23 protein-coding genes, 1 riboswitch and 1 other annotated feature are annotated in these 25,307 nt (G+C 46.8%); of the genes, 21 read left to right on the top strand and 2 right to left on the bottom strand.

Going from position 1 to position 25,307, the window contains the following annotated elements:
* Positions 1-4: 4 nt before the first annotated feature.
* Both ABDK92_00230 and ABDK92_00225 read left to right on the top strand, forming a co-directional pair.
* Positions 5-1,234, top strand: coding sequence for an MFS transporter (locus ABDK92_00230; GenBank protein ID MEN3185051.1), 1,230 nt, complete (start codon positions 5-7; stop codon positions 1,232-1,234).
* Positions 1,227-2,699 carry a cobyric acid synthase gene (locus ABDK92_00225; GenBank protein MEN3185050.1) on the top strand — a complete coding sequence of 491 codons (1,473 nt, stop codon included), beginning with the start codon at positions 1,227-1,229 and terminating at the stop codon, positions 2,697-2,699. Before ABDK92_00230 ends, ABDK92_00225 begins: the two co-directional genes overlap by 8 nt.
* Here ABDK92_00225 and ABDK92_00220 read toward each other — a convergent pair whose 3' ends face one another.
* Positions 2,700-4,127: an MATE family efflux transporter gene (locus ABDK92_00220; GenBank protein ID MEN3185049.1), complete on the bottom strand. Its 1,428-nt coding sequence runs from the start codon at positions 4,125-4,127 to the stop codon at positions 2,700-2,702. It lies immediately after the preceding gene.
* A gap of 134 nt (positions 4,128-4,261) precedes the next feature.
* Between ABDK92_00220 and cas6 the strand changes: the two genes are divergently transcribed.
* The 13 genes from cas6 (at position 4,262) to ABDK92_00155 (ending at position 18,153) form a co-directional block, all read left to right on the top strand.
* Positions 4,262-5,050, top strand: a complete 789-nt coding sequence (gene cas6, locus ABDK92_00215; GenBank protein ID MEN3185048.1) for a CRISPR-associated endoribonuclease Cas6 — start codon at positions 4,262-4,264, stop codon at positions 5,048-5,050.
* Between the two features lie 491 nt (positions 5,051-5,541).
* Positions 5,542-6,495 carry an NAD-dependent epimerase/dehydratase family protein gene (locus ABDK92_00210; GenBank protein ID MEN3185047.1) on the top strand — a complete coding sequence of 318 codons (954 nt, stop codon included), beginning with the start codon at positions 5,542-5,544 and terminating at the stop codon, positions 6,493-6,495.
* 281 nt (positions 6,496-6,776) lie between these two features.
* Positions 6,777-7,988, top strand: a complete 1,212-nt coding sequence (locus tag ABDK92_00205) for a TIGR02710 family CRISPR-associated CARF protein (protein ID MEN3185046.1) — start codon at positions 6,777-6,779, stop codon at positions 7,986-7,988.
* The gene (locus ABDK92_00200; GenBank protein ID MEN3185045.1) at positions 7,985-9,022 is read left to right on the top strand and encodes a putative CRISPR-associated protein; all 1,038 of its coding nucleotides are present in this window, start codon (positions 7,985-7,987) and stop codon (positions 9,020-9,022) included. The genes ABDK92_00205 and ABDK92_00200 overlap by 4 nt, the downstream gene beginning before the upstream one ends.
* Before the next feature lie 18 nt (positions 9,023-9,040).
* Positions 9,041-11,422 (top strand): type III-A CRISPR-associated protein Cas10/Csm1, encoded by a 2,382-nt coding sequence (cas10, locus tag ABDK92_00195; protein MEN3185044.1) that lies wholly within the window; start codon positions 9,041-9,043, stop codon positions 11,420-11,422.
* A gap of 2 nt (positions 11,423-11,424) precedes the next feature.
* The gene (csm2, locus tag ABDK92_00190) at positions 11,425-11,874 is read left to right on the top strand and encodes a type III-A CRISPR-associated protein Csm2 (protein MEN3185043.1); all 450 of its coding nucleotides are present in this window, start codon (positions 11,425-11,427) and stop codon (positions 11,872-11,874) included.
* A gap of 13 nt (positions 11,875-11,887) precedes the next feature.
* Positions 11,888-12,652: a type III-A CRISPR-associated RAMP protein Csm3 gene (gene csm3 / locus ABDK92_00185; GenBank protein MEN3185042.1), complete on the top strand. Its 765-nt coding sequence runs from the start codon at positions 11,888-11,890 to the stop codon at positions 12,650-12,652.
* Positions 12,652-13,656, top strand: a complete 1,005-nt coding sequence (csm4, locus tag ABDK92_00180) for a type III-A CRISPR-associated RAMP protein Csm4 (protein MEN3185041.1) — start codon at positions 12,652-12,654, stop codon at positions 13,654-13,656. Before csm3 ends, csm4 begins: the two co-directional genes overlap by 1 nt.
* A complete protein-coding gene (gene csm5 / locus ABDK92_00175) occupies positions 13,647-14,708 on the top strand; it encodes a type III-A CRISPR-associated RAMP protein Csm5 (GenBank protein MEN3185040.1) in 1,062 nt (353 codons plus the stop codon). Before csm4 ends, csm5 begins: the two co-directional genes overlap by 10 nt.
* Positions 14,709-14,889: 181 nt before the next feature.
* Positions 14,890-15,240 carry a GRAM domain-containing protein gene (locus ABDK92_00170; GenBank protein ID MEN3185039.1) on the top strand — a complete coding sequence of 117 codons (351 nt, stop codon included), beginning with the start codon at positions 14,890-14,892 and terminating at the stop codon, positions 15,238-15,240.
* 582 nt (positions 15,241-15,822) lie between these two features.
* Positions 15,823-16,242: a hypothetical protein gene (locus ABDK92_00165; GenBank protein ID MEN3185038.1), complete on the top strand. Its 420-nt coding sequence runs from the start codon at positions 15,823-15,825 to the stop codon at positions 16,240-16,242.
* Between the two features lie 351 nt (positions 16,243-16,593).
* Positions 16,594-17,013: a hypothetical protein gene (locus ABDK92_00160; protein ID MEN3185037.1), complete on the top strand. Its 420-nt coding sequence runs from the start codon at positions 16,594-16,596 to the stop codon at positions 17,011-17,013.
* A 307-nt stretch (positions 17,014-17,320) separates the two neighbouring features.
* A riboswitch (FMN riboswitch) is annotated at positions 17,321-17,457 on the top strand.
* Positions 17,458-17,538: 81 nt separating this feature from the next.
* Entirely contained in the window at positions 17,539-18,153 is a 615-nt protein-coding gene (locus ABDK92_00155; protein ID MEN3185036.1) for an ECF transporter S component, read from the top strand.
* Here the strand turns inward: ABDK92_00155 and ABDK92_00150 are convergent.
* Positions 18,094-18,603 carry a methylated-DNA--[protein]-cysteine S-methyltransferase gene (locus tag ABDK92_00150; GenBank protein MEN3185035.1) on the bottom strand — a complete coding sequence of 170 codons (510 nt, stop codon included), beginning with the start codon at positions 18,601-18,603 and terminating at the stop codon, positions 18,094-18,096. The genes ABDK92_00155 and ABDK92_00150 overlap by 60 nt on opposite strands.
* A gap of 64 nt (positions 18,604-18,667) precedes the next feature.
* Positions 18,668-18,878: a binding site (T-box leader), on the top strand.
* A 41-nt stretch (positions 18,879-18,919) separates the two neighbouring features.
* Between ABDK92_00150 and ABDK92_00145 the strand changes: the two genes are divergently transcribed.
* From ABDK92_00145 to rd, 6 genes are read left to right on the top strand one after another with little or no spacing between them, the layout of a single operon-like run.
* Positions 18,920-19,927: an ABC transporter substrate-binding protein gene (locus ABDK92_00145; GenBank protein ID MEN3185034.1), complete on the top strand. Its 1,008-nt coding sequence runs from the start codon at positions 18,920-18,922 to the stop codon at positions 19,925-19,927.
* A gap of 49 nt (positions 19,928-19,976) precedes the next feature.
* Positions 19,977-20,882 carry an ABC transporter permease gene (locus ABDK92_00140; protein ID MEN3185033.1) on the top strand — a complete coding sequence of 302 codons (906 nt, stop codon included), beginning with the start codon at positions 19,977-19,979 and terminating at the stop codon, positions 20,880-20,882.
* Entirely contained in the window at positions 20,882-21,676 is a 795-nt protein-coding gene (locus ABDK92_00135; protein MEN3185032.1) for an ABC transporter ATP-binding protein, read from the top strand. Before ABDK92_00140 ends, ABDK92_00135 begins: the two co-directional genes overlap by 1 nt.
* A 20-nt stretch (positions 21,677-21,696) precedes the next feature.
* Positions 21,697-23,016: a TrpB-like pyridoxal phosphate-dependent enzyme gene (locus tag ABDK92_00130; protein ID MEN3185031.1), complete on the top strand. Its 1,320-nt coding sequence runs from the start codon at positions 21,697-21,699 to the stop codon at positions 23,014-23,016.
* A 43-nt stretch (positions 23,017-23,059) separates the two neighbouring features.
* Entirely contained in the window at positions 23,060-24,589 is a 1,530-nt protein-coding gene (locus tag ABDK92_00125) for an FGGY-family carbohydrate kinase (protein MEN3185030.1), read from the top strand.
* A 23-nt stretch (positions 24,590-24,612) separates the two neighbouring features.
* The gene (rd, locus tag ABDK92_00120; GenBank protein MEN3185029.1) at positions 24,613-25,299 is read left to right on the top strand and encodes a rubredoxin; all 687 of its coding nucleotides are present in this window, start codon (positions 24,613-24,615) and stop codon (positions 25,297-25,299) included.
* Positions 25,300-25,307 lie beyond the last annotated feature (8 nt).

The following is a 25,307-nucleotide window of genomic DNA, read 5'->3' as shown; positions in this document are numbered from 1 at the left end:
ACCGATGCTTTCGCGGCGTGACTATATCTGGAATTTTATAGTCGATTCCCTTGATTATGCTTTCTTTTCCCTGGCGATGTCCTTTGGTTCGATCACCACGCTCCTTCCCCTTTTGGCTCAAAAACTTGGGGCGTCAAATGTGGAGATTGGTCTGATCCCGGCCATTGCGTATCTTGGTTGGTCTTTACCAGCACTGTGGGGAGCAAAGGTTTCTGAGCGTCTAGAACGAAAACTCCCTTTTATTCTGAAGGCCACACTATTTGAGCGCCTTCCCTATCTGGGGATGGCCATCACCTGTTTTTTCTTCGCTTCTTCCAGTCCTCTCTTTGCTCTGAATCTGATTTTTGCCTTCTTAGGGATTTCGACCTTCGCCATGGGTTTTCTTGGTCCCATCTGGATTGAGATGATTGGCAAAGTGATCCATCCTGGACGTTGGGGTCTATATTTTGCCTTTGGCAATGGTATAGGAGCTCTGATGAGTATCTGGGGCTCGCGTATCGCCGAACGCCTCTTCCTCGTTTACCCTTTTGCGTACAACTTTGGGTACTGTTTTCTATTTTCTTCAGTGGCCATGGTGATTTCCTATGTTTTGCTTGCTCTCACCAGGGAAGAAAAAGCAGCGGTTCATCCCTCTTCTTCGGGATATCTTCGATCTCTCTTTACCATGCTTCGGGAAGACCGTAATTTTTCCCAGTTTCTCGTAGCTCGCATCCTCATCGCCCTGGGGGTGATGGGAGGGTCTTTCTACACCGTGTATCTCCTCTCTCATTTTCATATTCCCGATGCGTTGGTGGCTCGTTACAATGCGGTTCTTCTGGTTTCCCAAGCTTTGAGTAATTTTTTCTGGGGTCCATTGGGAGACAAAAAGGGCCACAAAGTGGTTCTCCTCATTGGAGCGGTCACCATGGTGGTCAGTAATCTTTTCGCGCTCTTTGCGCAGAATATCTGGTTCTTTTTCGTAGCTTTTTCCTTTTTGGGTTTCAATGCGAGCGCCATTTCAATTGGAGGTATGGCCATTCTTCTTGATTTTGCTCCTCCGGGGAAACGCAGCACGTACCTCGGCTGGGGAAGTTTTTTCTCTGGTTTCCCGGCTTTTCTTTCTCCTCTTTTAGGGGGCAAAATTGCTGATTTTTTCGGTTACACTGCTGTTTTTTGGGTGGCATTGGGTGTTAACGTAGCTGGTTTCCTGTGGTTACTCTTGGGGGTTCGTGAACCGAGGGTTTTCGATGGGTAAAACGTTGATGATTCAGGGAACAGCTTCTGGGGTGGGTAAAAGCCTTCTTGTGGCAGGAATTGCCCGGTATTTTACCCGAAAGGGCTTCCGGGTAGCTCCGTTTAAAGCTGAGAATATGTCCTTGAATTCTGGGGTGACCAAGAATGGAGAGGAAATGGCTCGAGCTCAAATTCTCCAGGCTCTGGCCTGTGGGATTGAACCCGATTCTTGCATGAACCCGGTGCTTCTGAAACCCCAGGGTGGGGCCATTCAGGTGGTGATTCGAGGGAAAGTTTGGCGGACGATTCCCCCGTTTTCCCTTTCCTCTGAGAGACCGTTTCTGGAAAAGGTTATCAATGAGAGTTTTGAATCGTTGCGTCGCGCGTTTGACCTGGTCGTGGTGGAAGGAATGGGAAGTCCAGCAGAACTCAACCTCAAAGAACAGGACCTCGCCAACATGGGTTTTGCCCTCCGTTTTCGGTGTCCAGTGATTCTTGTGGGAGATATCGAGCGTGGCGGCGTCTTTGCTTCACTCTATGGCACTTGGGCTCTTTGTACAGACGAAGAGAAGGCCCTCCTTAGAGGTTTTGTCATTAATAAACTCCACGGCGAGAAAAATGTTTTACAGAGAGGGATTGAAAAACTGGAGTTTTTGACCGGTGTTCCCACCTTTGGGGTAATTCCTTATCGTGAATTTATTCTCGATGACGAAGACAGTTTCAATCTTAAATTGCAAAAACCGCGTCAAGGGTATCGTGAGGTCACGGTTGGGGTGCTGCACCTTCCCCACATGGCAAATACCAGTGATTTTCAGCCTTTGCTTCTGGAAGAGGATGTCACTCTTCTTTTCGTTTCACCCCACGGAGATTTGACGGCTTTGGATTTACTGATTATACCCGGGACTAAGAATACCATGGAGGATTTGGTCGTCCTGCATGAGTGCGGTTTTCGGAATCGCCTGCAGGGGTACCTGGCTCGGGGTGGAGTGGTTCTTGGTGTCTGCGGTGGTTTTCAGATGCTGGGTATGGTGGTTCGGGACCCCTGGCACTTGGAATCATCGAAAGATGAGGTTCAGGGGTTATCCCTTCTTAATGCGGTGACTGAACTCCGTCCGGAAAAGGTGTTACGTCAGGTCAAGGGGTTCTGGGATGACGATGTCAAAGCGAGGATGAGGGGATATGAAATCCACCATGGACGAACCATGGTGCTGAGGTCGTATCCCCCTTTTTTTCTCCTTGACTCTGGTGAACAGGAAGGCGTAATCCACAATCGACAGGTATTTGGGACTTACTGCCATGGACTCTTTGACCATAGTGATTTTCGACGAAGCTTTCTCAATTTTCTGCGCAAAAAGAAAGGATTATCTCCAGTTCTTTACGGTGGTCCGTCCTGGGAAGAAAAGGTGAGTCAGGAACTCGATGTGCTTGCTGAATTTCTTAAGTTAAACCTTGATTTTCAGGCGTTACAAAATGTGCTTGGTTATTAATTAATGGCTATTTTCGGTGTTCATCGTAACGATTTGGCGAGTATTCTGTTCAAATTCCTTTGATTTTTGTTGTGGATGGGTCAAAATTTTGTTTTCCCACCGTCCGCTCAGGTAGTAAAAGTATGCAATCAAAAACCCCACAGTTGGTCCAATAATCTGGCTGATCCAGATTCCCCGCTCAGCCAAGTTTGGCATTGTTGAAAACACTTTGGCCAGAGGAATGCGGACGCCCCAGAGGGTGAGAACCGTGTTGAGCATGGTCTGAAACGTGTCTCCTGCCCCACGGAGAAACCCGTTATAGGCAAACATGAGGGCTAAGGGTAAATAGGAAAAGCTGACAATGCGTAAGTACTCGATGCCAAGCCGTGTCACCTCGAGGTCAGTAGTAAAAATTTGGACGATGGAAGTGGTGATGAAAAAGATAACCGTGGTGATTACCACGGCGAAAAGGGAGGAAATGATGGCTCCCCACCTGGCAACTTCTCTGGCTCGCTGAAAGTCGAGCGCACCTAAGTTCTGTCCAGCCACCGAAGAAATTACCAGACTGAAAGTCATGGCTGGTAGGAACGCAAATTGGTCCACCCGACTACCCACCCCAAAGGCTGCAATTACGTTCTTTCCGAAGCTATTCACGATGGAACTCATCATTAAAAAGCCTAAAGATAAAACAGTTTGCTGTGCTCCAGCCGGAAGTCCCAGTTTAAACATGGTTCCGGAGAGTTTTCGTGAGAAAAAAAATCCTCTCTGGAATCGCACAAAGCCAGTGCGTTTTAGAAAGAAGAGTCCCAGAAGTCCTGAAAAGCCCTGGGCGATGGTGGTGGCTAATGCTGCTCCAGCAACACCCATTTGAGGAAATGGTCCGATGCCCAGAATCATAATGGGATCTAGAATCACGTTGAGGATGGTGGCATAGATGAGAAGTGTCAGGGGGGTTCTTGAGTTCCCCATTCCTTGGAAAATGGTGTTGATGGCGTTATATAGAAAAAGGAAGGGAAGCCCAAAAAGGAAAATGGTGAGATAAGAAGAAGCAAGAGTCAGAATTTCAGGCGGCGTTTTGATTAATTGCAGTAAAGGCTTATGAAAAGCAAGCCCCACAAACATGGTGGCAATACCGATGATGGTGAATACGGTCAGGGCATTGGTGATGGTCCTGGCAACCTCCTCTTCTCTACGGGCTCCTAAGTACTGGGCTACCATAACGTTGTTTCCGATTCCAAGGCCCATGGCAAGGGCGACGAATAGGAAAAGCACAGGGAAACTCACCGATACTGCTGCCAGAGCCCCGGGACCCAAAAATCGTCCGACCCAGATACTGTCCACAGTGTTATAGAAGGTCTGCAGGAGATTTCCAATCAGCATGGGTATAGCAAAGGTAACTAAATGGCGGGGGATGCTTCCGACGGTGAAGTCAGTCCGATAACGCTTCATTTTCTTTTCTCCTTTTTCAACTTTTGGTATTATAATGACCAATCGGTCGAAAATCAATGGTCAATGTATCTTACCTTGGTGAATCAGTGATCGATCAAGAGGGAAAATAGGCTACGGCAGAAAAAAGAAGGTGGATGGTAGTGCGAGTACGCTTAACGTTCATGGCAGAAAAGGCGCAAGAGCTACTTCTCCCTTTACATTATAATCATCTTGTGCAAGCACTCATTTATCGAATACTTCCTGAAGCATTGGCGAAAAATCTCCACGAAAAAGGATTCCTTTACGAAAAGAGGCGTTTTAAACTTTTTACCTTTTCTCGATTGTTGGAACGGGGCCAACCGGTGGAAAGAGATGGTCGGAGGATGCTTTGTTTTCCAAGAAAAGTTTCCTTCTTTTTTGCTACGCCCCGGGAGGAAATTTTAGAGAATCTTCTGCGAGAAGCGTTTCTGCGGAAGTCTATTGCACTTTTGGAGCAACAAGTTTTTCTTGCAGAGGTCCAGGTTATGCCGGAACCGAGGTGGTCATCTTCCTTAATATTGCGGTTTCTCTCGCCTGTGACGGTGTACAGGACGGATGTAGAAGAGGACAAACGGGTAATGCACTTCCTTAGTCCTCGAGAGAGGGAGTTTAACCGTTTACTAGTGGAAAATGCTCGGAAGAAATATTTTTTGGTCACCGGAAAAAGCGCTGAAAACCTTTCCTTTTCCTTTGAACCATTTCGATTTTCTGAGGAGCGCAACCGGGTAGTAGTTCTTTTTAAAGGAACTCCTATTGCGTCATGGACGGGGGTATTCCGTGTGGAGGGTGATTCGGAACTCATTGCGGTGACATACTGGACCGGTTTAGGAAGTAAAAATTCTGCTGGGTTTGGTATGTGGGAAACGTGGGAACCATTACCCGATGGAGATACCCCCAAAAAATAACGAAGCCATTTCTCAGAACGTTTTTCAGGGGATTTTTTCTCTTTCACATGTTCAGGAGGTTCAAGGGAAGGAACCTATCTTGGTCGTTGTACGATCAAGCGGGGGTGTTGAGACGTTCCGTGATAACTCTGGGACAACGATTATTGACCGTAAGAAGCACCGAGGTAATATTTCGAAAGATTTTGGCCTTTTCCGTTGGTTAATCTCGTTGACTGAATCTTTCTGGCATTTTTTCTCGACGTATTGGAACAATTTTGGGAAACACCGCTGGCAAAGAAATTCGCCAGCTTGGAAGAAAAATTGAACATTGTTCTGCCTGAAATGAACAGCGTGTTTTGCTCCCTTACCCAATTTTTGATTTCTTCAGAGAAGAAAAAGAAAAGTTGATCCCTATCACCTTGATAATTTTGGATTGTTCGGTGTTCTTGCGCTTCGAATCGTGATAATTTTACAGTATGCTAAAGATAGCTTAGGAGAAAGGAGGGAAAACGTTGCGTAAAAGAAGAGTTTTGGTCATTGGGGGAACAGGCCATATTGGGAGTTACCTTGTACCAAGGCTTTTGACTGCAGGATATGAAGTGGTGGTTTTTTCAAAAGGAACAACAAAGCCATATCCAAAACACCCTTTGTGGGAGAAGGTGGAATTCATACGGGGCGAGAGGGCGGAAGAAGAGAAGAAAGGAATGTTTGCTGAACACATCCGTTCTCTGGCACCTGATGCCGTTATTGACCTGATTGCCTTTGAGCCGGATAGTGCAAAAATCTTGGTGGAAGCTCTTTCGGGATCGGAAACGCACCTTCTGATGTGTACCACCGCCTGGGTATACGGGAAAACGAAGACTGTACCAACTTGCGAAGAGGCTCCGAGAGTTCCGGAGAATGAGTATGCCCACAAAAAAGTGCAAATTGAGGATATTCTCATTACCGCCAGAGAAAAGGTTTGTACGACTATTATTCGGCCAACCCATATTACTGGTCCGGGGAAATCGTTCGTGACTCCTTTTGGTGACCACAATGTGGAAACTTTACAGAGGATTTGCGATGGGGAGGAAATTGTTCTCCTTGATGGGGGAGTTGGTACTCTGCACCACGTTCATCCCCAAGATGTGTCTGAACTTTTTTTCGCTGCGCTGGAAAATCCTCGAAAGTCTGTCGGAGAAGTGTTTAATTGTGGTGGGAAATACGCCATGACCTTTTTGGGGTTGGCAGAATTCCTTTTTGCTTTGGTGGGCAAACCGTTACGGGTACGAACGATGTCCTTGGAAGAGTATCATAAGCAGTTTGGGTATCCGGAAGAAGCTGCGATGCACGTTCGCCAGGGATGCTGTGTGTCGATGGAAAAGGCCAAGGAAATGCTTCATTTTATTCCACGATATACTCCAGAGGGAGCAGTAATGGAAGCCTTTTATGACCTGATTCAAATGGGGGTACTCCATATGAGGTAAAAAATTTTTCTCTCTTTCATCGAAAGTGTCAACTACTGACACTCTTCTATGGTACAACAGTGCTAAAAAAGGATCAAATCTGTAAGGTCGGGACAATCTGTGATGCTTGGCAAAGAGGATGAAAGACAATTTTGGTTATCGAGGGAAGGTTATTACGATGTGGAGTTTTACAAGGCTTTCTCTCATTTATCCTTGGTTTACAGTATCTTGAAGGAGGACTAAAACCAGGATAGAATTTATGGTGAAGCCTGGTTTGCCTTGATAGGAGGGGGTGGGTGGATATGCGACATCTCGTTATCACCGTGGGAGTTGGTAACGGCGTTGCGCATGGGATTGCCCATGTGATCAGGCAATTGCGTCCGAACCGCGTGTATTATCTGGTTACAGAGGAAAGCGAACAAAAGACCATTCCTGAGTTGAGGAATGATGAAGACCTCAGATTAGTCCCCAGGGAAGAAAAGACCATCTGGTTGAAGGGTGAGGCAAAAGAGTCGCTGGATAGGGTATTTGGAGTGGTCCATCGGCTTATTGAGGAAATTCGACAATCGGATTCGTGTGCGGAAGTTTTTTTAGATTGTACTTCAGGGACCAAAATTATGAGCGCAGGAGCGGTGATGGCGGCGTGTTTCGGAGGAGTCGATACGGTGACGTATGTTTCTGGAGAAAGAGAAAGTGGACGTGTGGTAAGTGGCACCGAACGCATTTCGGAACAGTCTCTGGTTGATTATTGGTTGGAAGACCAAAAGCGTTTCCTCTTTACCCTCTTTGACCGATACGATTTTGTGGGGTGTTATGCCATTTTGGAGCAAATTCGCAAAAGAAGTGCTTTGCAAAGATTACAAAATTTTGTAGCATTGTGGAAACCAGTCGTCCGCTTTTACCATTACTGGGACCTTTTTGACCATGGAAAGTGTGAACCCAAAGATGTAGAAGGTTTGCCACCTCGGAATAAGAGGTTTTTGGGAAAATTGCGCGGTGGAAAGTTTCCTGAAAGTGATCAGTGCCGGCTCGCGGACCTTTTGAATAACGCTGAGAGACGAAAAGATGAGGGTCGGTTTGATGATGCTGTGGCGAGATTGTACCGTGTTATGGAAGGTATCGCACAGACTATTTTAAAAGGGAAAGGCATTGATTCTTCTGGTGTGGACTTGGAAAAACTTCCTGAAGGAGTACGTCAGAAATATGAAGGGTTTCGGAACGATAAGGGAGTCGTGCAACTTCCACTTTTTCGAAGTTTTGAACTGTTGCGGGATTTGAATGAGCCTCTGGGGATACAGTTTTTTGACGACCATGAACTTCAGGACTTGCTTCGCATCCGGAACCAATCCGTTTTGGCACACGGCATCGAGCCGGTTACGGAGGTGATGTATAAGAGATTACGGGAAAAGGTATACGCCTATGCCGTGGTGGTTGTCGGTTCTCTGGATACCCTGTGTCAGGATGGAAAGTTTCCTTCGCATGGAGAAATCCTACAGGAACTGCAGTCCCCATGAGAACGGTTATAAGCACTGTCGGTACTTCACTTTTGAGATCTTTTGAAAAGTCATCACTCAATTTTGTAACGCTTTTGACCTTTGTAAATACGGCGGATCCGCGAAAAGCATGTGCCGAGACCAATGCCCTGAGTCGTCTCCTTCAGGAAGGGGATCGACTTATTTTTCTCCATTCTGATACCGAAGAAGGAAAACTCTGTGCTGGGGTTCTGGCACAACACTATGCTCAGAATGGATATGAAACGATTGTTGATTGCATCCGTTACCTTTCTTATCGGGAGGCGCACTTTCGTTTGCGGGGTTTGCGGTCGTTGGTGGGAAAATTGGCTGACCTCATCGAAAGGGAGAGAACGATACATAAGCGGGAAGTAATCATCAACGCCACTGGAGGGTTTAAGGCTGAAGGAGTCTATGCCACTCTGGTCGGATTATTGTTCAATGTTCCGGTGTGGTACATCCATGAAATGTTTCAGGAAGTGGTGAAAATGCCTGTACTCCCTGTAGATTGGAATTACGCAGTGATCGCTGAGCACGAGGATTTTCTGCGTTTTGTTTCAGAAGAACTCCGTTCCAAACAGGAGGTCAGAAGGTTTTTCCCTACTATACCGGAGAGTATTGCTTCGATGCTTGAGGAAGAAGACAACTTTGTGTTGCTTTCTCCGGCAGGGGAAGCAGTTTTTCGGGCGTATCGAGAAAAACTCCAGGTGGCCGCTTCGATGCCCGTTTTTCTCTCCAAAAACGCTCAACAATGGTTTTTGAAGGCAGATTCCGCTGTCAAAGAGCGGATAAAAAGTATCATCCGAAAGATAAAGCTACCGGAAGTGCGTCGTTCTCAGATTAAAGTTTTGAAAAGTTCTCCTTGCTTTGTCTACCCTCAGGGACACCAGGATGAGCGAATATTGTTCTGCGAGAAGGACGAAACTCTATGGATTTGTGCCCTGGTTCGTCACAGTGACCGAAGTTATGAGACGTTGTTGCAACAGAAAATCCGTTGCAAAGACAAGGACGATTTCGTTCCTTTTGTGGAGGATTGAGGAGGTGAAAGAAACAGTATGACCGAAGAACAGGTCTTGTTTGCGGCGTTTATGCATGATTTGGGAAAGCTTTTGGAGCGTTCCCGAGAATTGACTTTAGCGCCAGATCTTGCTAGAGAGGGAACCTATGCCCATGCTAAGCACTCTGCCCAGTTTGTGCGTGCGGTTCGAGAAAGCATCCTGTTCGATGGGTATGACCTGCAAGGAAGTTACGTGAAAGCTCAATGCAGTGAAGAGATGGAACGGACTGTGCTCGTGCATCATGAGCCAGAAAACCTTGTGGGGTATCTCATCCAGCTAGCAGACTGGATTCAGTCGGCAGAACGGCAGAAAAAAGAGGAACGTTCTGGGGAGCAGTATTTTGACGAAAATCTGGTTTCTCCGGTGACCTGGGTTGATGAAAAAGCGGAAAGACTTTTCTTCTCGCTGGAAGCGATGACTGCAAAAAATCTCATTCCGCAACCCAAGGACAAAGTTCGACGAGGACGCGAGGCGTATCGAAGCCTTTACAGGGGTTTTTTGGAGCGACTCCGTTTGGTTAAGGATTTTGAACAATTGTTGAGTCTTGCAGAGGTGTACCTTTCAGCTGTGCCAGCGCAGACTGGTTCTTACGAGGGTGACATTTCTCTTTTCGACCACTTACGTCTGGTGGCCGGTCTTGCTCAGATTCTCTATCGTGACGTCCAAAATGGGATTCTGAGTGAAGGAGAGGTGAAAATGCTCCGTGAGTCTATTTTAGAGGGAAGGAATGATCACGTTTCCATGCAGAAGCGTCTTTTTTGGCTATGGAGGGGGGATTTATCTGGTATTCAAAAATTCATTTTTACTGTCCCCTCGGATCAAGCTGTGCGAATGATCAAAGGTCGCTCAGTATATCTGGACCTGCTTATGCGATATGTGGTGAAGTATCTTCTGAGGGAATTAAAGCTTTCCTCGGCTTGTGTTATCTATCTTGGAGGTGGCAATGCTGAGGTTTTGTTGCCCTTTTGTGAAGAGTCGATTCTTACGGAAATCCGGAAAAGAGTTTGTTCGCTTTTCTTCCATTTCCATCAAAGTGAACTGTATTTAGCCATGGAATGGGTACCAGTTTCCCTGGCCGAACTCTTTGAGTTCATGGGGGTGCGGAGTCGTCTCCAAGAGCGCATTGAGACCCGTAAAAGGCAAAAGTTTTTGGAGTTAGGTGAAGAGACCCTCTTCCAATGGTGCTTTTCTTCGGAAAAGGTGGTCATTCGGGAAGGAGAAGGATGTAAGCGATGTGGGAGGAAAAGAGAATGGGATTCTCTTTGTCCAGCTTGTGCTTCGTTTGTGGAGTTTACCGATACACTGAAAAAAGCTCAGTACCTTATAGAGGAGGAAATCAAACCTTTGGCGCGTTTTCCGCAGACGGTTTGGGAGATGTTCCAGGGTTTTGGTTTTCGGATTGCATTCGGTAGCGAAGTTTCGTCGTCGGGGCGGATATATACGCTGGGGGACGTCAACCTGGATATCGGGAAAGGCTGCTTAGCGGATGGATTTCTCCCAGGGAGTTTTCGCTTACCCGATGCGACCTTTGAAAATATTTCTGAAACGTCTGTTCAGGATCAACATGGAGACCCCGCTTTGGGGTATTTGAAGATGGACGTTGATAACCTGGGAGCAATTTTTTCCACCCTTGCCAAGAAGGGTCGGGAACGCGCTTCAGCGCTTTCCTTTTATCGGGCTTTCAGCCGACGTCTGGAGCTCTTCTTCGGGGTGTACCTGGTTCTTTTGATACGGGAACGGGTAGAGAAGAAATTTTTCTACCCTGTATTTGCCGGGGGTGACGATCTTTTTGTGATTGGGGGATGGAAGGAGGTGGTGAAGCTTGCCGAGGAAATCCATCAGGAATTTGCAAAATTTACCGGCTCTTCACAGTATCTCACCCTTTCGGGTGGTTTGTCCTTCGTCCCCCCAAAGTTTCCCGCTATCCGGGCTGCCCAGATGGTGGAAGAAGCTCTGGAAGAGGCGAAGAGCACCTATTATCCGCAAGATAAAGGTAACGAAGACTGGATAAAGAAAGACAAGGTGGGTATCTTTGAGGAGGTTTTGAGCTGGAGGGAGTATGCCGGGGCTTTCGAAATATATCAAGATTTGGAAAAACGAGTTCTTGCCAAAGATGTACCTCGGGCGATTTTTCAAAAAATTGAACGGTCTCTGTATGGGTTTCAAGTCATCCTTAACGATTCTCTAAAGGGTGTTTTACGCTTTCCAAGAGTTTGGCGTTTTCTCTACTTTTTGCGGGACCATAAGGAAATTGCGGAGCGGATGGAGGGAATCCTTCTGGGAAATGTTTTGCAAAGAGAGGAAATTCGAAACCCTAGATTGGTTTTGGTGGCAAACCGACTGGCGGCGATGGCGACGCGAGTAAAAAAGGAGGATTAAAAATGATGGAAATGAACCGCAAAGGGTCATCTTTTCAGGAACCACTGGAGAATAAATGGTTGCAAAAGGTCAAAAGGGAGCTTGGAGATGATTTTGTGGAACGGATACTGCGCTTTGAACAGATGGAGCCAAGCGAGTTTAAGGAATTTAACGAACGTTTGAAGCAATTTGTCCAGGATCATCAAGAAATCAATCCGACTCGCATGCGGAAAGTATACGAAGTGATCCGGAATGCCGAAAAGCTCTCAGATCTGTTGCTGGGGTTACCTAAGCTCGCCTACATGGTGGGAAAAGAGGAACAGAAGAAGAAAAAGGACAATCTGGGTAGGCTCTATGTGATTTTTGCTGAAAGCGTTAATCAGGCGGGCGATGAAAGGGCGTTACAGAATATTCGGAAATTTGCTGAGGCTCTGGTCGCTTACCATAAGTTTTATAGTACAAGAGAGATGTAGGGGGTGAAAAACGATGAAGCTATTTTTGGGAAAGGTATTTCTGCATGGAGAAATTGAAGTCCGTACTGGTCTCCACATTGGAGGAGCCCGGGATAGCATGGAGATTGGGGGCATGGATAATCCGGTAATCAAAACCTTGCAAGGTATACCTTATATTCCAGCTTCGTCGCTCAAAGGGAAGGTTCGTTGTCTTTTGGAGAGGAAATATGGGGTACGAAAAGCCAAAAAAGAAGGAGAACCGTGTGGGTGCGGAGAATGCTTTATTTGCCAGCTTTTCGGAAGTCACTCTTCGGATAGTAAAACTTTGACTCGGCTATATATTCGAGACGCTTTCCTCAACGAAGACCATTACCGAAAAACCTTTCGCTTTCCTTTTGAGGAAGATTTCACCTACACTGAGGAAAAAGCCGAGAACATCATCGACCGTTTGAAGGGGACTGCTCAGCATCCCCGGTTCATGGAACGGATTCCAGCAGGAGCGCGGTTTTTTCTAAAAATGATGGTAAATTTCTACCAGGATGACCATATTGCCGACTTGGCCAAATACCTCGTTGAAGGGTTGCGCCTTCTGGAGGATGACTATCTGGGAGGAAGTGGGAGCCGAGGGTACGGACAGGTAATTTTCTGGAACCTTCAGGTGAATGCCAAAAGTAAAAAAGACTATCAGGAGAAAAATGAAGAACACCCAATAATGAACGGAAAGACGCTTTCAGAAATTTCTTTAGAGATGCTTTACGGAAAGGTTCAAAGTTTTTTCCAGGAAATGGAGGGGTCCTGATGACCTTTACGGTGGTCAAGCTTTTTTCGCGTTTTCCTCTTCGCTGGCACTCGGGTTTGGGAAGTCTTGACCGCAGCGACCTTTTTCCCCATTCAGATACTCTCTTTTCGGCTCTGGTAAATGCTTTCCTTCTCCTCTATGGAGAGGAAATGCTTCCAGAATTTCTCAGTGAACTTTGGGTTTCTTCGGTTTTCCCCGGGATTCGCCAGGAGGGAAAAGATGTCCTGTTCTTTCCGGTGCCGCTATCAGTGATTTTCTCGACACCAGTTTCTCTGCGTAAAAAGGTAAAAAAGGTTCGTTTTGCTTCTTGGGATGCGTTTCAAAAACTCGTTAAGACTTTTGATTTCGAAACTCATGCCTTTGCAGTCAGTTTTTCCGATGTATCTTCTCCGTTTTTGCTGTGGGGAACGCAGTATGTGATTACCCATGAAGAAGCGATCTGGCTTGGTAGAGAAACCATCAAGGTGGCGAAACTTCTTGAACCACACGTGGTACTCGATCGGACAAACAATCGTTCTCAGAATCTGTATTTTGAGGAAGATATCTGGATGGTTTCTGAACCTGGTGCTCAGCCTTTTCTTTTTTTTCTCTATGGAGATTGTCGGTTTGAGATGACTGCAATCCTTCGTCTTTTCGTTGAAGAGGGGCTGGGAGGGGAGCGTTTCCAGGGTAAAGGAAGTTTTGACTGGTTTGAGGTAGACACACTGGATATTCCCCAAAATGGTGAATACATGGTGCTTTTTTCTGTGGCAAAACCAAGAAGGAGTGAAATTGATGCACTTTTGGCGTACGACCTTGTGAAACGTGGAGGGTTCGTTTTTCGAGGTGAACCCTTAGGGTTCCAGAAACGTACCCATTATAAAATTGCGGAAGGGTCGCTGGTGCGTTTTCCGTTTGTGGGAGAAAACATGGACGTTTCGCCTTTCGCCGAACAGCCGATCATATCTTATGGGAAAGCGTTAGGTTATGCATTTTCGGGCAAGGGGGAGATGGTATGGAAATAACAGTCAAAACTTTTACCCCGGTTTGTATTCGGAGTGGCGAAACTCTTTCTCCATTACTCGACTTTGTGATTGAAGACGATAAGGTCTGGTTTGTCGACAAAGCGAAGCTGAAAGACATTTTTCGTGACAGTGAAGTGATGTTGCGGGATTTTACCCAAACCACTCTGCGAGAAAGTCAAAATATCAGGACTTTCTTACGGGATTACAACATCCCCTTAGAGGCAGTTACTGGTTTTTCGGTTGCCTTGTGTTCCCTGAATCTCAAAGACCGTTCCCGGCAACTCTACTTTCCGGTGGTTTCCTCTCAAGGTGCTTATCTTCCTGGAAGTTCCCTGAAGGGGATGATTCGTTCGGCCCTTCTTTTTGCCTATTTACGGGAGAAAGGGGTTGCCAAATTAGAGGAGGTGTTCTCTACCGGTACTGAAGGCCGCGGAAGGTTTCAAGGTGCCTATACCGGGGAAAACATTTTTCGAAACAATCGTAAAGATATATTCCAGGATGCACTGCGTTTCGTGCGAGTTTCAGATTCAAGTTTCTTTCCGGTTGAGCGGTTGAAGGTTTACGAGTTAAAAAGGGTTACCAAAGCGAATCCAATTCCTGCTCTGGTTCTCACCATTCCGGCGAAAGCCGAATTCTCTTTTACACTTCGGATTGATTCCCAGTTTCGGAGAGCTGTCTTTCCCGATTTCTGGAAAGAGTTTTTCCAGCATGGTGAACAGAAAATCCTTGAAACCATACGCGATTACAGTGCGACGGTCCTCGAAAAAGAGATTGAAATTCTTAAGCATTTGCCAAACTATGGGAATCTTCTCCAGTTTTATCAAAAGGTGAGGCCAAAACTTCGAGATCGAGTTTTCTTTCGCCTGGGTTTCGGTAAGACGTATTTTTTCAATTCCGTGGGCTATTTCCTCTCTCGTGACCAACTACAGATTCTTTTTAAAGGAAACCGGCGGGTGCTCCTTAATGATTCTTTTCCCTCGACCCGTTTTGTAGTTGGTGGAGAACAAGAGCAAATTCCTCTGGGGTGGTTTGTGGTCACGAAACCGAGATAGGGAAAGAAGTGATGTGCTTCGATATTTCTCTTTGTTAGCCGCATCATTCGGTATTACTAGTTTTGGAGTTCGGTATGGGTCGAAGAGTGGCTGGTACCGTGGAGGGAATACATCCTGGGGTAAAAGGTTTCTTTACCCCTAAATACAAGTGCATACAGAAAAAAGGGGAAGGTGGTCGTACATGGCTTTGGCTTTAAAGCCCGGTGAACAGGTTCTTGCCGATGTAGCGGCGAATCTCTTTCGCGGTATTGAAGCTGTTGGTGGAAGAATGAAAATCACAAACCAGCGTATTGTTTTTGAGCCTCACGCTTTGAACGTGCAACGTGCAGTGCTGGAAATTTCCTTGGACGAGGTCATGGAGGTAAAGAAAAGAACGACCCTGGGAATTTTTCCCAATGGGTTACTGGTTCGAACTAAGTCTGGTGAAGATTACAAGTTTGTTGTCTGGAAAAGGGATCGATTGATACAGCTCATCGATAAGAATAAAAGGAGGGAGATTCCTCATCACAGCGAAACATCGCTCCAAGATTAGACCGTTAACGCGTACTGGTTCCATAGTGGGGGCTTTGATATTATTAGAGAGAGTCAGCCGGTTTTGAGTGGAGAAAACGCAAGGACATCGCTGAGGTTACCCCTGAATGGCTTGTAAACGGTACAAATGCCCTTACCCAATTCGAAGTCGCCCCAGAAGTCCTCTTTAAAGACTTCTAGGGCACTGGGTTACGAACAGCAGGAAAACCCCCGCCATGGCTTTTGGGATTACTGTTTTTTAGGGAACATCCCAAAAGGAATCCGCTTAAGACCTGTTTTACATTGGTGCTTCCACATTGTGGACGATTGAGATTAAGCCCTTTTTTCCCTTTCTGCAATTGAAGCCCGCACTTCCATGGTATGTCCACAATCGCTACAACGGTATTCGTAAGTAGGCATAGGGTTTACTCCTTTCCTTGTGTTATTTTTCGTTTCAAACCGGAGTCAAGAAAACATTATTCCTGCCGGAAAAGTTTTTCCTCAAAATCTTTGTTTCTTCTGTCGGTGCCCGCTTCTGACACTCTTCTTTTTTATAATGGGGTACATAAAAATAATGGGGTACATAAAAAAGGGGGTAAACAGCATGAAAAATTATTGGCTGGTCAGCGTGTTGTTAATTGTAGCGTTGCTTTTGAGTGGTTGTGGAGCTACGATCCCCTCTAGTTCGAGTGGAGTGGTGGTGACTTTTCGGGTTTTGGATCGCACCATTTACACAGCCCTGATTGAGTTTACGGTGGCTAATTATTCTTCGTCAACTTTTTATCCCCAAAGCGTTGAACTCAAGGCGCAAATATGTGAATGGGGTGGAGATTGTGTGGAGTACTCGGAAAAGATGACCGTTTCCTTCGATAGTCGTCCATTCTACTCTGGCGAAGTCCGTTCGGTGAGGGACGTGGTGTCTATTGGCAATCTCTGGGTTTATATTCGGTGGATGGAGGTTATTTTGGAAGGTCGTCTTGGTGGCCAAATGATTCGGGTGCTGTCCAATCGAGTGTACTTCTAAAGACGCACTTTCATAGCTGATTTTTTGCGTTGAAGGATGTTTGTAAGACTTGAACATGATGGTTCTAAATGGTCGATGTGGAGAAATGGCAGAGACCAAGAAGCAGGTTCTGTAAATTTTAACGACGGTAAAAGGAGGTGAGTTGTGCCATAGTAGAGTGGAGGACCCTGTGATTCCCATAGAGGTGTGGCGGAAACAAAGTCATTCAGTGCTTCTGTAGGGGTTTTTGTAAGATACATAAAAGTAAGAGGAGAAACTTTTTACGTAAGATTTTTTCAGAATCTGTCAGTCATCTTGGTAGTAAAAGTTGTTTTCCTTTTGCGTTATAATTTTTCAAAGGGGGGTGAGACAATGCGCTGGTCAAGCGGGATACTTGTAGTATTCATTTCACTTGTATTGACGGCGGTGGCATCAGGGTGCGAACACCAAGGAGAAGTTCCCTTTGTTACCGTGGTTGATTTACCTTCCCATGTGGGTGAACGAGTTCGAATTATTGGATGCCTTGATTTTACCTGTCCTACAATTCCTAATGCGGTGTATCCCAGGGATTGCGATGTATTGCTCCGACAAAGCAATCTCACCGTGCCACTGGAGTTCCCGACTGGGACTGAAACCTTGCGGGAAATGCTCAATGGGTATTACGAGGCTCACTTTACCCGCTGTGTTCGCCTGGAGGTTTTGGGGAAGGTGGTGGAAATTTCTTGTGATGTTCCAGAGTGTGTTCCTACGATTTTCATCGATATGGAGGACGTCACCTTATTACCAGAATGATGAATTTGGCTTGATTTGATGGTCATCGACTTTGGATTTCGGCTCAAGTTGAGCCTTTTTATTTTCGCTCGGCCATACGAAGGAGAAACGATCTAGAAGTTGGGAGAACTGAGGCTCAGATGTTCTGGCTTAACCAAGAGAAGGGGTGCCTTCTTTTTTCAAGCCTTTGTTTTTCCAGCCTGTGAATAGGGGCGTGTGGGAATTCCATTTAGAAAATAAGGGAACTGCGGTGATAATGGGTTGAAATTGACTCTCTGACTGTTGACAATTTTTCCTCCCTCTTTTACAATTCCTGTGAGTTGAAATAATACTTCTTCAGGGCAGGGTGAAATTCCCGACCGGCGGTAAGGAGCGTAAACTCCAAGCCCGCGAGCAATCTTTTAGGATTGTTGATCCGGTGAGAGTCCGGAGCCGACGGTACAGTCCGGAAGGGAGAAGAAGTGAGAGTGGTTATTAAGGCCCTGAAGGCGTAAGCTTTCAGGGCCTTTTTGTCCTGAAGAGGAGCGAAAGGAGAATGATGGTGCAATGAAGGAGAAACGTTTTATCTATGCAGGAATGCTGGGAGGGTTATCGCTGGTTTTGAGTCTTTTGGTCCATTTTCCACTGATTCCCCAAGCTCCCTTTTTGCTCTATGATCCGGGAGATGTGCCGATTCTTATAGCCAGTTTCAAGTTTGGCCCGGGGTTGGGAGTGATGTTGACGGCTGTGGTGGCCACGCTTTTTGCGGTGATTACGGGAGAGGGCGGTCCATGGGGAGTTCTCATGCATTTTCTGGCTACCGGGAGTTACGTCTTTCTGGCAGGATGGCTCTATAGAAAACAGAAGACAGCTCAGGGAGCTGTTTTGGGTTTAATCGTAGCGCCTCTTGTAATGACGACGATCATGGTTTTTGCCAATCTGGTGGTGACACCGATTTACCTCGGGGTACCAAGAAGTGTGGTATGGGGAATGCTTCTTCCAGCTATTATTCCATTTAATCTTTTAAAAGGTACTATTAATGGAGCCATGACGTTTTTTCTCTACAAAAGAATGAGTGTTTTTCTTGAAAGTTCCTTAGTTGCTAAAGTGCGAAGTGAAGTTTTAGAGCTCGATAGAGAGGAGAAGGACTTTCATGTGGAGTCCTTCTCCGAATCCCCCTAGGGAGTTTTGAGCAATTACTCTGTGACAGGGAATGAAAAGAGGTAAAAGGTTTTTATCCAAGGATTGTCCGACGGCACGACAGGCGCGGGGAGTGCCGACAGCACGAGCAATTTCCCCGTAGGTTCTGGTGGTTCCGTAAGGAATGAGTGCAGTTTCTTCAAGGACTTTTCTGGTGAAGGGGGGGTAGAAGTCCAGCAAAAAAGGGTACGGCAAGAATGAGACAATCTGGCCCTCGAAGTACTTCTGGATGGGTTCTTCAAGTTTGAAAGGGTCATTTTTTTCTTCGTGGGGGAATACTGAAAGGAACCGGCACTGCTGGGTAAAATGCAAAAGTGCGGTTTCTCGTTTCTTTCTCGGTAACGTGAAAGAAACCAGTTTATCGTTTTGCCAGCTCACGATACTTGTTCCAAAAGGCGTTTCGATCCATCGGAAGTGGAGTTTCTTATTCACAGGAGTCTTTACTTCTTTTTGTTTGTCGCTATAATTATTATAGTTATTTTTAAAGTCAAATACAGAGAAACCGAGGAAGAGAATAAGTAGTTCCTATACCAGGCGCAAGAGAGCTGGGGAAAGGTGGGAGCCCGGTGCTGTGGGTGGGAATGAATGGGTCTTGGAGGAGTGGGTCGAAAGCCCAAGTAGGCTCAACCGGATTCCCCGATAGCGGAAAAGAGTGGAGTAGTGAACTCAAGAAGGGTGGCACCGCGGGTTTACCCCTCGCCCCTGGGGCGAGGGGTTTTTTATTCGGACAATAAAGGAGGCGAAGAACATGAAAAGGCTTGGGATAGTGTTCCTTATTGTGTCAGTGTTGCTATGGATAGCTGCTCCAGGTGGGACAGCGGAAAAGGTCAAGATTGGTATTATGCAGATTGTGGACCACCCAGCACTGAATGCGGTTCGAGATGGACTTAAAGATGCCCTAAAGGAAGTCTACGGATATGTGGAGGGCGAAAATATTTTTTATGATGCTCAGTCTGCTCAGGGAGACGTAGCCACGGCCAACACCATTGCACAAAAATTTGTTGCGGCAAGAGTAAACCTCATTGTTTCTATTGCCACACCCACTTCACAAGCAGCAGCCAATGCCACAAAGGAAATTCCCGTTATTTTCAGTGCAGTGACTGATCCGGTGGCGGCTGGACTGGTGAAGGATTTGGAAAAACCTGGGGGAAATGTCACTGGGATTTCGGATATGACTCCGGTGGACCGACAAATTTACCTTATCAAATTCCTTTTCCCAAAGGCTAAAAGGGTGGGGACCCTCTACAATTCAGGTGAGGTCAATTCGGTGGTGACCAATGAACTAGCCAAGGAGGCCTGTCAGGAAAATGACCTCGAGCTTCTGGAAGCAACGGTCACAAGCACCGCTGATGTGGCTATGGCAGCGCAGTCCCTGGTTGGAAAAGTCGATGCAATCTATGTTTCTACTGACAATACCGTGGTTAGCGCCATGGATGTGGTCACCAAGGTGTGTTTGGATAATAAGATTCCTTTAATTCTGGCCGATCCGACCACGGTCGAAAAAGGAGCCCTGTGTGGGTTGGGATTCGACTACTATCTCCATGGGCGGCAAACCGCTGATATCGTGGCTCGGATTTTAAAGGGCGAGAAACCAGGTGATATTCCGGTGGAATTTGCCAAAAAACTGACTCTTCTGGTTAATACCAAGGTTCTTGCAAATTTGGGACTTGACGTTGAAACGATGAAAGGTATCCTAAACCGGTTTGTAGAGGACATGAAAACTAAAGAGGTAGAAGTGACACTCAGTTTTCTATAGGAAAAGGTGGAGGAGGAGAGGAATCTCCTCCTCCACATAGAGGGAGGTTATAAAAATCCGGGATTTTTTCCTTTACGGTGCTCAGGAAGGTTTACTTTTTGGTATCCTGGCTTTAGGGGTTTTTATCACTTTTCGTTGTCTCAATTTTCCAGATCTTACCGTTGATGGGAGTTATCCTCTGGGTGCAGCAGTCTTTGCGCTGATGATGTATCGAGGATACGGGCCTCTGGTGGGTGTATTGTGTGCGCTTCTTTTGGGAGCTCTGGCTGGTCTTTTGACTGGCGTTTTGCACACATTTTCCCGGATTCCGGCCTTACTTTCGGGTATCCTCACCATGATTTGTCTTTATTCTGTGAACCTTCGAGTGATGGGAAGACCCAATGTGTCCCTTTCTGAAAATCTGGGACATCGGACTATCTTTGTGATTTTGCGTGATGCGTTCCCTTCCGTTCCTGAAGTCTATCTTCGCTTCATTTTCTTATTACTTCTCCTCACCTTTTTGAAGGTTATCGTCGATTTTTTTCTGCAGACCGAGATTGGTCTTTCCATTCGAGCAACCGGTGATAATGAAACCTTGGTTGAAACTCAGGGAATAGACCCTAACCGGATGAAACTGGTAGGGATTGCTCTTTCCAACGCTTTGGTGGCGCTTTCGGGAGCCATGTTTGCTCAGTACCAGGGTTTTGTCGATGTCAACATGGGTATCGGGATGGTGATTTCTGGGCTTGCCTCGGTCATTGTGGGGGAAGTGCTCTTGCGGGGAAAAACGATTTTTGTAATGACCTTACAGGTTGTCTTGGGTGCGGTCGTTTATCGTATGGCGACGGCCATAGCGCTGAACTGGGGGTATAGTATTGGCTTTAAACCCTATGATTTGAAGCTCTTTACGGGCATTCTGGTTATCCTCATTCTTTCGTTCCCGGTTTTGAAGGAAAAATTGGGGAGGGCAGGATGATGCTCAGGGTTAATGGGGTCAATAAATTTTTCTTCCGTAATTCTCCGGATGAGCGCTGGGCCATTCGAAATTTAAGTCTCGAAGTGCAGGATGGCGAGTTCGTAACGATTGTGGGGAGTAACGGAGCAGGGAAGACGACTCTACTCAATTTAATCAGTGGTACGTATTTTCCCGATGAGGGGAAAATCGCCATTGACGGTGTTGATGTCACCCATCTCCCTCCCCATCGGCGAGCGGTTTACCTGGGGCGAGTTTTCCAGAATACCTTTCAGGGGACAGCTCCTTCCTTAACCATTGAGGAAAACCTGGCCATTGCCTACCTTAAGGGGAGAAGTAAGGGAATCCGTATGGCACTCAATGAACGTATGCGAGAAGTGTTCAGGGCAAAACTCTCTGAAATTGGTCTTGGTCTGGAGAGGCGGTTAAAGGATCGGGTAGGACTTCTGTCCGGAGGGCAGAGGCAGGCCCTGGCTCTTCTTATGGCGACTTTGAGTCAGCCCAAAATTTTACTCCTTGATGAACATACCGCCAACCTCGATCCTAAAACTGGGGAGGTCATTATGGAACTGACTACCAAACTGGTGCATGAGAGCCGTTTGACCACTCTTATGGTGACGCACAATCTTCAGGATGCGCTTTCTTTTGGGAACCGTACTCTGATGATGGATGAAGGAGAAGTGGTTCTGGACGTGGTCGGGGAAGAGAGAAAAAAAATGACCATTCAGGAACTGCTGGAACAGTTTACCATTCGTAGACATAAGGCGTTTACGAATGATCGAGCTTTACTCTCTTAATAAGAAAGGAGGAAAGAGAAATGGAAGAAGGTCGAATTATTCTGAGTGAAAAGGAAATGCCCACTGTTTGGTACAATGTGCTTGCTGATTTACCTCGACCACTTGACCCACCTCTTCACCCTGCTACCATGCAACCGGTGAAACTTCAGGACCTCGAACCAATTTTTCCCAAAAGCCTTATCGAGCAGGAAGTGAGCACCAACCGTTATATTGATATCCCTGGAGAGGTTCTTGATATTTATCGTTTGTGGAGACCCACACCGTTAGTTCGAGCGCGAAAACTGGAAGCTTTTCTCAAGACACCGGCTCGTATCTATTACAAGTACGAGGGGGCAAGCCCTGCTGGAAGTCATAAGCCAAATACCGCTGTGGCCCAGGCGTATTATAACAAGGAAGATGGTACGAAAAGGTTAACCACCGAAACTGGAGCTGGCCAGTGGGGGTCAGCTTTAGCGATGGCCTGTCAGTTTTTTGGTTTGGAGTGTACCGTGTACATGGTACGAGTGAGCTATGAACAGAAACCGTACCGACGGGTTTTGATGCATACCTGGGGAGCAGAGGTATATCCCAGTCCGAGTGAGCGAACCAAAGCAGGGCGAGACATTCTGGCAAAGGATCCACAGTCTTTGGGAAGCCTTGGTATCGCCATCAGTGAAGCTATCGAAGACGCGGTGACGACCCCCCACTCCAAGTACAGCCTGGGGAGTGTCCTCAATCATGTGCTCCTTCACCAGACTGTTATTGGGGAAGAAGCCAAGCTCCAGTTAGAAAAGGTAGGCGAGAACTATCCGGATATCGTGGTTGGGTGTGTGGGTGGAGGCAGTAACTTTGGTGGTATAGTGCTTCCTTTCATGCGCGATAAGCTCCTGGGTGAAAAAACCTTCCGGGCAATCGCCGTAGAACCCACGGCCTGCTCTTCACTCCTTCGTGGGCGATACGAATACGATTATGGTGACGTGGCGAAAAATACTCCACTTCTTAAGATGCATACTCTGGGTCACGACTTTATTCCTCCTGCCATTCATGCTGGAGGATTGCGTTATCATGGAATGGCTCCTATCGTGAGCCTTCTCTATGATCTGGGACTTGTGGAAGCTCAGGCGTACAAACAGAACGAGGTTTTTGAGGCTGCGGTAACGTTTGCTCGGACTGAGGGATTGGTGGTGGCACCGGAAACGGCTCATGCGGTGAAGGCCGTGATTGAAGAAGCCAAAAAGTGCGCTGCAAGTGGTGAAGAAAAAGTCATCGTTTTTAACTGCAGTGGTCATGGATTCCTGGATCTCGGAGCATATGAACTTTATCTCACACAGAAACTTCCCGATATCAACCACAATGGATAAAGCGTGATACAATAGGGGAAAGTTTAAACAGGGGGTGGCAGCTTTGTACCTTTTGGGAACAGATATTGGAACGCAGGGAACCAAAACGGTCATGGTTACCGAAAAGGGGGAATTTGTTGCCGATGCGTTTGTGGAGTACGATGTCATTACCCCTCGTCCTTCCTGGGCGGAACAGTGGCCAGATGTGTGGCTTGAGGCTGTAGTAAAGACAGTGGCTTGCTGTATTGAAAAGTCCAAAGTAAACCCCAAAGACATTGCTGGGATTGCCATCAGCGGTCTCTATGGTGGTTCAGGAGTGCCAGTCGACAAGGATTTACAACCCCTGCGGCCCTGCCTCATCTGGATGGACCGCCGGGCAAGAAAAGAGACCCAGTGGGTGAAGGATAATGTGCCTCTTGAGACCATCTTTGGTGTTACCGGCAATTATGTGGATTCCTACTATGGATTCACGAAAATGATGTGGATCCGAAATAATGAGCCCGAGGTCTGGGAAAAGATTTACCAGTTCGTCACTCCGAAAGATTACGTGGTGCATCGTTTGACTGGGGTTCTGGCGACTGATTATTCTTCGGCGGGCAATATTGGTGGTGTCTTTGACATCCGGAAGCGAACTTGGTCAGATGAGATGTGTAACATCCTGGGAATTCCCAGAAAGATGCTTCCCGATACGATTTTCAAATCTTCCGATATCGTAGGAAGAATCAATCGGCAATTTGCTGAGAAGACAGGTCTTCTTGAGGGAACACCAGTTATTGCTGGTGGTGTAGACGCTCCGGTGGCCCAGCTTGCTGCAGGTGTCTTGAGCATGGGTGAACACGTGGCTATGGCTGGAACTTCCATGTGCTGGGGAACGGTGCATCAGGGTCAGTATTTAACGCCTTTCCTGGTCAGTTTCCCCTACGTGGTCTACGATATAGAGCTCATCTACACCTTTGGAGGAAGTGCCACTTCCGGGGCGCTGGCTCGCTGGTTCCGGGAGCAATTTGGCATGTATGAAAAGGAGGTAGAGAAAAATACGAAGATTCCGGCATATACCCTTTTGGAACTTCAGGCACAGAACATCCCTCCTGGAAGCGAAGGCCTGATCGTTCTTCCGTACTTTATGGGTGAGCGCTCGCCTATTTGGGATCCCGATGCTCGGGGGACCATTCTGGGGCTTTCGCTGTACCATACCAGGGCCCACGTCTATAAGGCAATGCTTGAGGCAGCCGCTTATGCTCTGCGCCATAATATGGAGGAGGCCATCAAAGCTGGAATGCAATTGAATCCAGAATGCTGGATTGTGGGTGGTGTCGCTCGCTCTTCCTTCTGGGTGCAGATTTTTGCTGATATTACTGGATTTGACATGAAACGCCTTTCTAAAGATGTAGAAGCACCCTTTGGCGATGCGTTCCTGGTGGGCTTGGGAACGGGCATTATCTCTCGGCCGGAACAAATCAAAGAATGGGTAACCTTCCGGCCGGTGATTAAGGTTGATGCAGAACGCAAAAAAGCTTACGACCGGTATTACGCTATTTTCCGGGAACTTTACGAAAACACCAAAGGAGTTATGAAAAAACTAGCTGATATGTAATGGAAAAAGGCGAGGTGATTTCGGTGAACCTGGAAGCTCTGTTTGCGTTAAACTGTGGGATGTACGTGGTGGCATCGTCATACGAGGGCAAAATGAACGGTCTGATTATTAACGCTTTAGTCCAGGTCACCGCCTTTCCTCCCCAGGTTGTGGCCAGTGTCAACAAAGAAAGTTTGACCCTTTCGCTCATTGAGGAGAGTGGATTCTTTTCGGTATCGGTTCTCGAAAAAGAAACCCCGTTGCAGCTTATCGGACTTTTTGGTTTTCGTACCGGACGAGATATCGACAAATTTGCTCAGGTGAAATATTTTCTGGGAAAAACCGGTGTTCCAGTATTGAGTGAACACGTGGTGGCCTATGTAGAAGCAAAGGTAATATCCAAACTCGATGCCGGAACCCATGTGCTTTTCCTGGGCGAAGTGGTGGAAACGGAATTTTTGAACTCAGAGCTCGTTCCCATGACCTATGGATACTACCGTGACGTTAAAGGTGGTAGAGTTCCTCGCACGGCAGCAACCTACCAGGAGAAAAAGGGGAAAAACACGGAGACGGTGGGACGATATCGATGCAAAGTCTGTGGCTACATCTACGATGAACGTTTTGGGGACCCTGATTCAGGTGTGCAACCTGGAACACCTTTTGAAAAACTTCCCGAAGACTGGGTTTGTCCTATTTGTGGAGTGGGAAAAGACCAATTCGAAAAAATTTGAAGGGGAAG

It is taken from the genome of Atribacterota bacterium (assembly GCA_039638595.1).
Lineage (GTDB): Bacteria > Atribacterota > Atribacteria > Atribacterales > Caldatribacteriaceae > Profundicultor > Profundicultor thermophilus.
The sequence above is the reverse complement of the archived record's forward strand: the minus strand, read 5'-3'. Positions and strand labels throughout refer to the sequence as shown.

Excerpts from the sequence above, each read along its gene's own strand:
- ABDK92_00165 (MEN3185038.1), top strand. The coding sequence starts at position 15,823 with ATGAAAAATTATTGGCTGGTCAGCGTGTTGTTAATTGTAGCGTTGCTT.
- ABDK92_00230 (MEN3185051.1), top strand. The coding sequence starts at position 5 with ATGCTTTCGCGGCGTGACTATATCTGGAATTTTATAGTCGATTCCCTT.
- ABDK92_00160 (MEN3185037.1), top strand. The coding sequence starts at position 16,594 with ATGCGCTGGTCAAGCGGGATACTTGTAGTATTCATTTCACTTGTATTG.
- ABDK92_00225 (MEN3185050.1), top strand. The coding sequence starts at position 1,227 with ATGGGTAAAACGTTGATGATTCAGGGAACAGCTTCTGGGGTGGGTAAA.
- ABDK92_00155 (MEN3185036.1), top strand. The coding sequence starts at position 17,539 with ATGAAGGAGAAACGTTTTATCTATGCAGGAATGCTGGGAGGGTTATCG.
- ABDK92_00145 (MEN3185034.1), top strand. The coding sequence starts at position 18,920 with ATGAAAAGGCTTGGGATAGTGTTCCTTATTGTGTCAGTGTTGCTATGG.
- csm5 (MEN3185040.1), top strand. The coding sequence starts at position 13,647 with ATGGAAATAACAGTCAAAACTTTTACCCCGGTTTGTATTCGGAGTGGC.
- csm3 (MEN3185042.1), top strand. The coding sequence starts at position 11,888 with ATGAAGCTATTTTTGGGAAAGGTATTTCTGCATGGAGAAATTGAAGTC.
- cas10 (MEN3185044.1), top strand. The coding sequence starts at position 9,041 with ATGACCGAAGAACAGGTCTTGTTTGCGGCGTTTATGCATGATTTGGGA.
- csm4 (MEN3185041.1), top strand. The coding sequence starts at position 12,652 with ATGACCTTTACGGTGGTCAAGCTTTTTTCGCGTTTTCCTCTTCGCTGG.
- ABDK92_00135 (MEN3185032.1), top strand. The coding sequence starts at position 20,882 with ATGCTCAGGGTTAATGGGGTCAATAAATTTTTCTTCCGTAATTCTCCG.
- ABDK92_00130 (MEN3185031.1), top strand. The coding sequence starts at position 21,697 with ATGGAAGAAGGTCGAATTATTCTGAGTGAAAAGGAAATGCCCACTGTT.
- ABDK92_00170 (MEN3185039.1), top strand. The coding sequence starts at position 14,890 with ATGGCTTTGGCTTTAAAGCCCGGTGAACAGGTTCTTGCCGATGTAGCG.
- ABDK92_00200 (MEN3185045.1), top strand. The coding sequence starts at position 7,985 with ATGAGAACGGTTATAAGCACTGTCGGTACTTCACTTTTGAGATCTTTT.
- cas6 (MEN3185048.1), top strand. The coding sequence starts at position 4,262 with ATGGTAGTGCGAGTACGCTTAACGTTCATGGCAGAAAAGGCGCAAGAG.
- ABDK92_00205 (MEN3185046.1), top strand. The coding sequence starts at position 6,777 with ATGCGACATCTCGTTATCACCGTGGGAGTTGGTAACGGCGTTGCGCAT.
- csm2 (MEN3185043.1), top strand. The coding sequence starts at position 11,425 with ATGATGGAAATGAACCGCAAAGGGTCATCTTTTCAGGAACCACTGGAG.
- ABDK92_00220 (MEN3185049.1), bottom strand. The coding sequence starts at position 4,127 with ATGAAGCGTTATCGGACTGACTTCACCGTCGGAAGCATCCCCCGCCAT.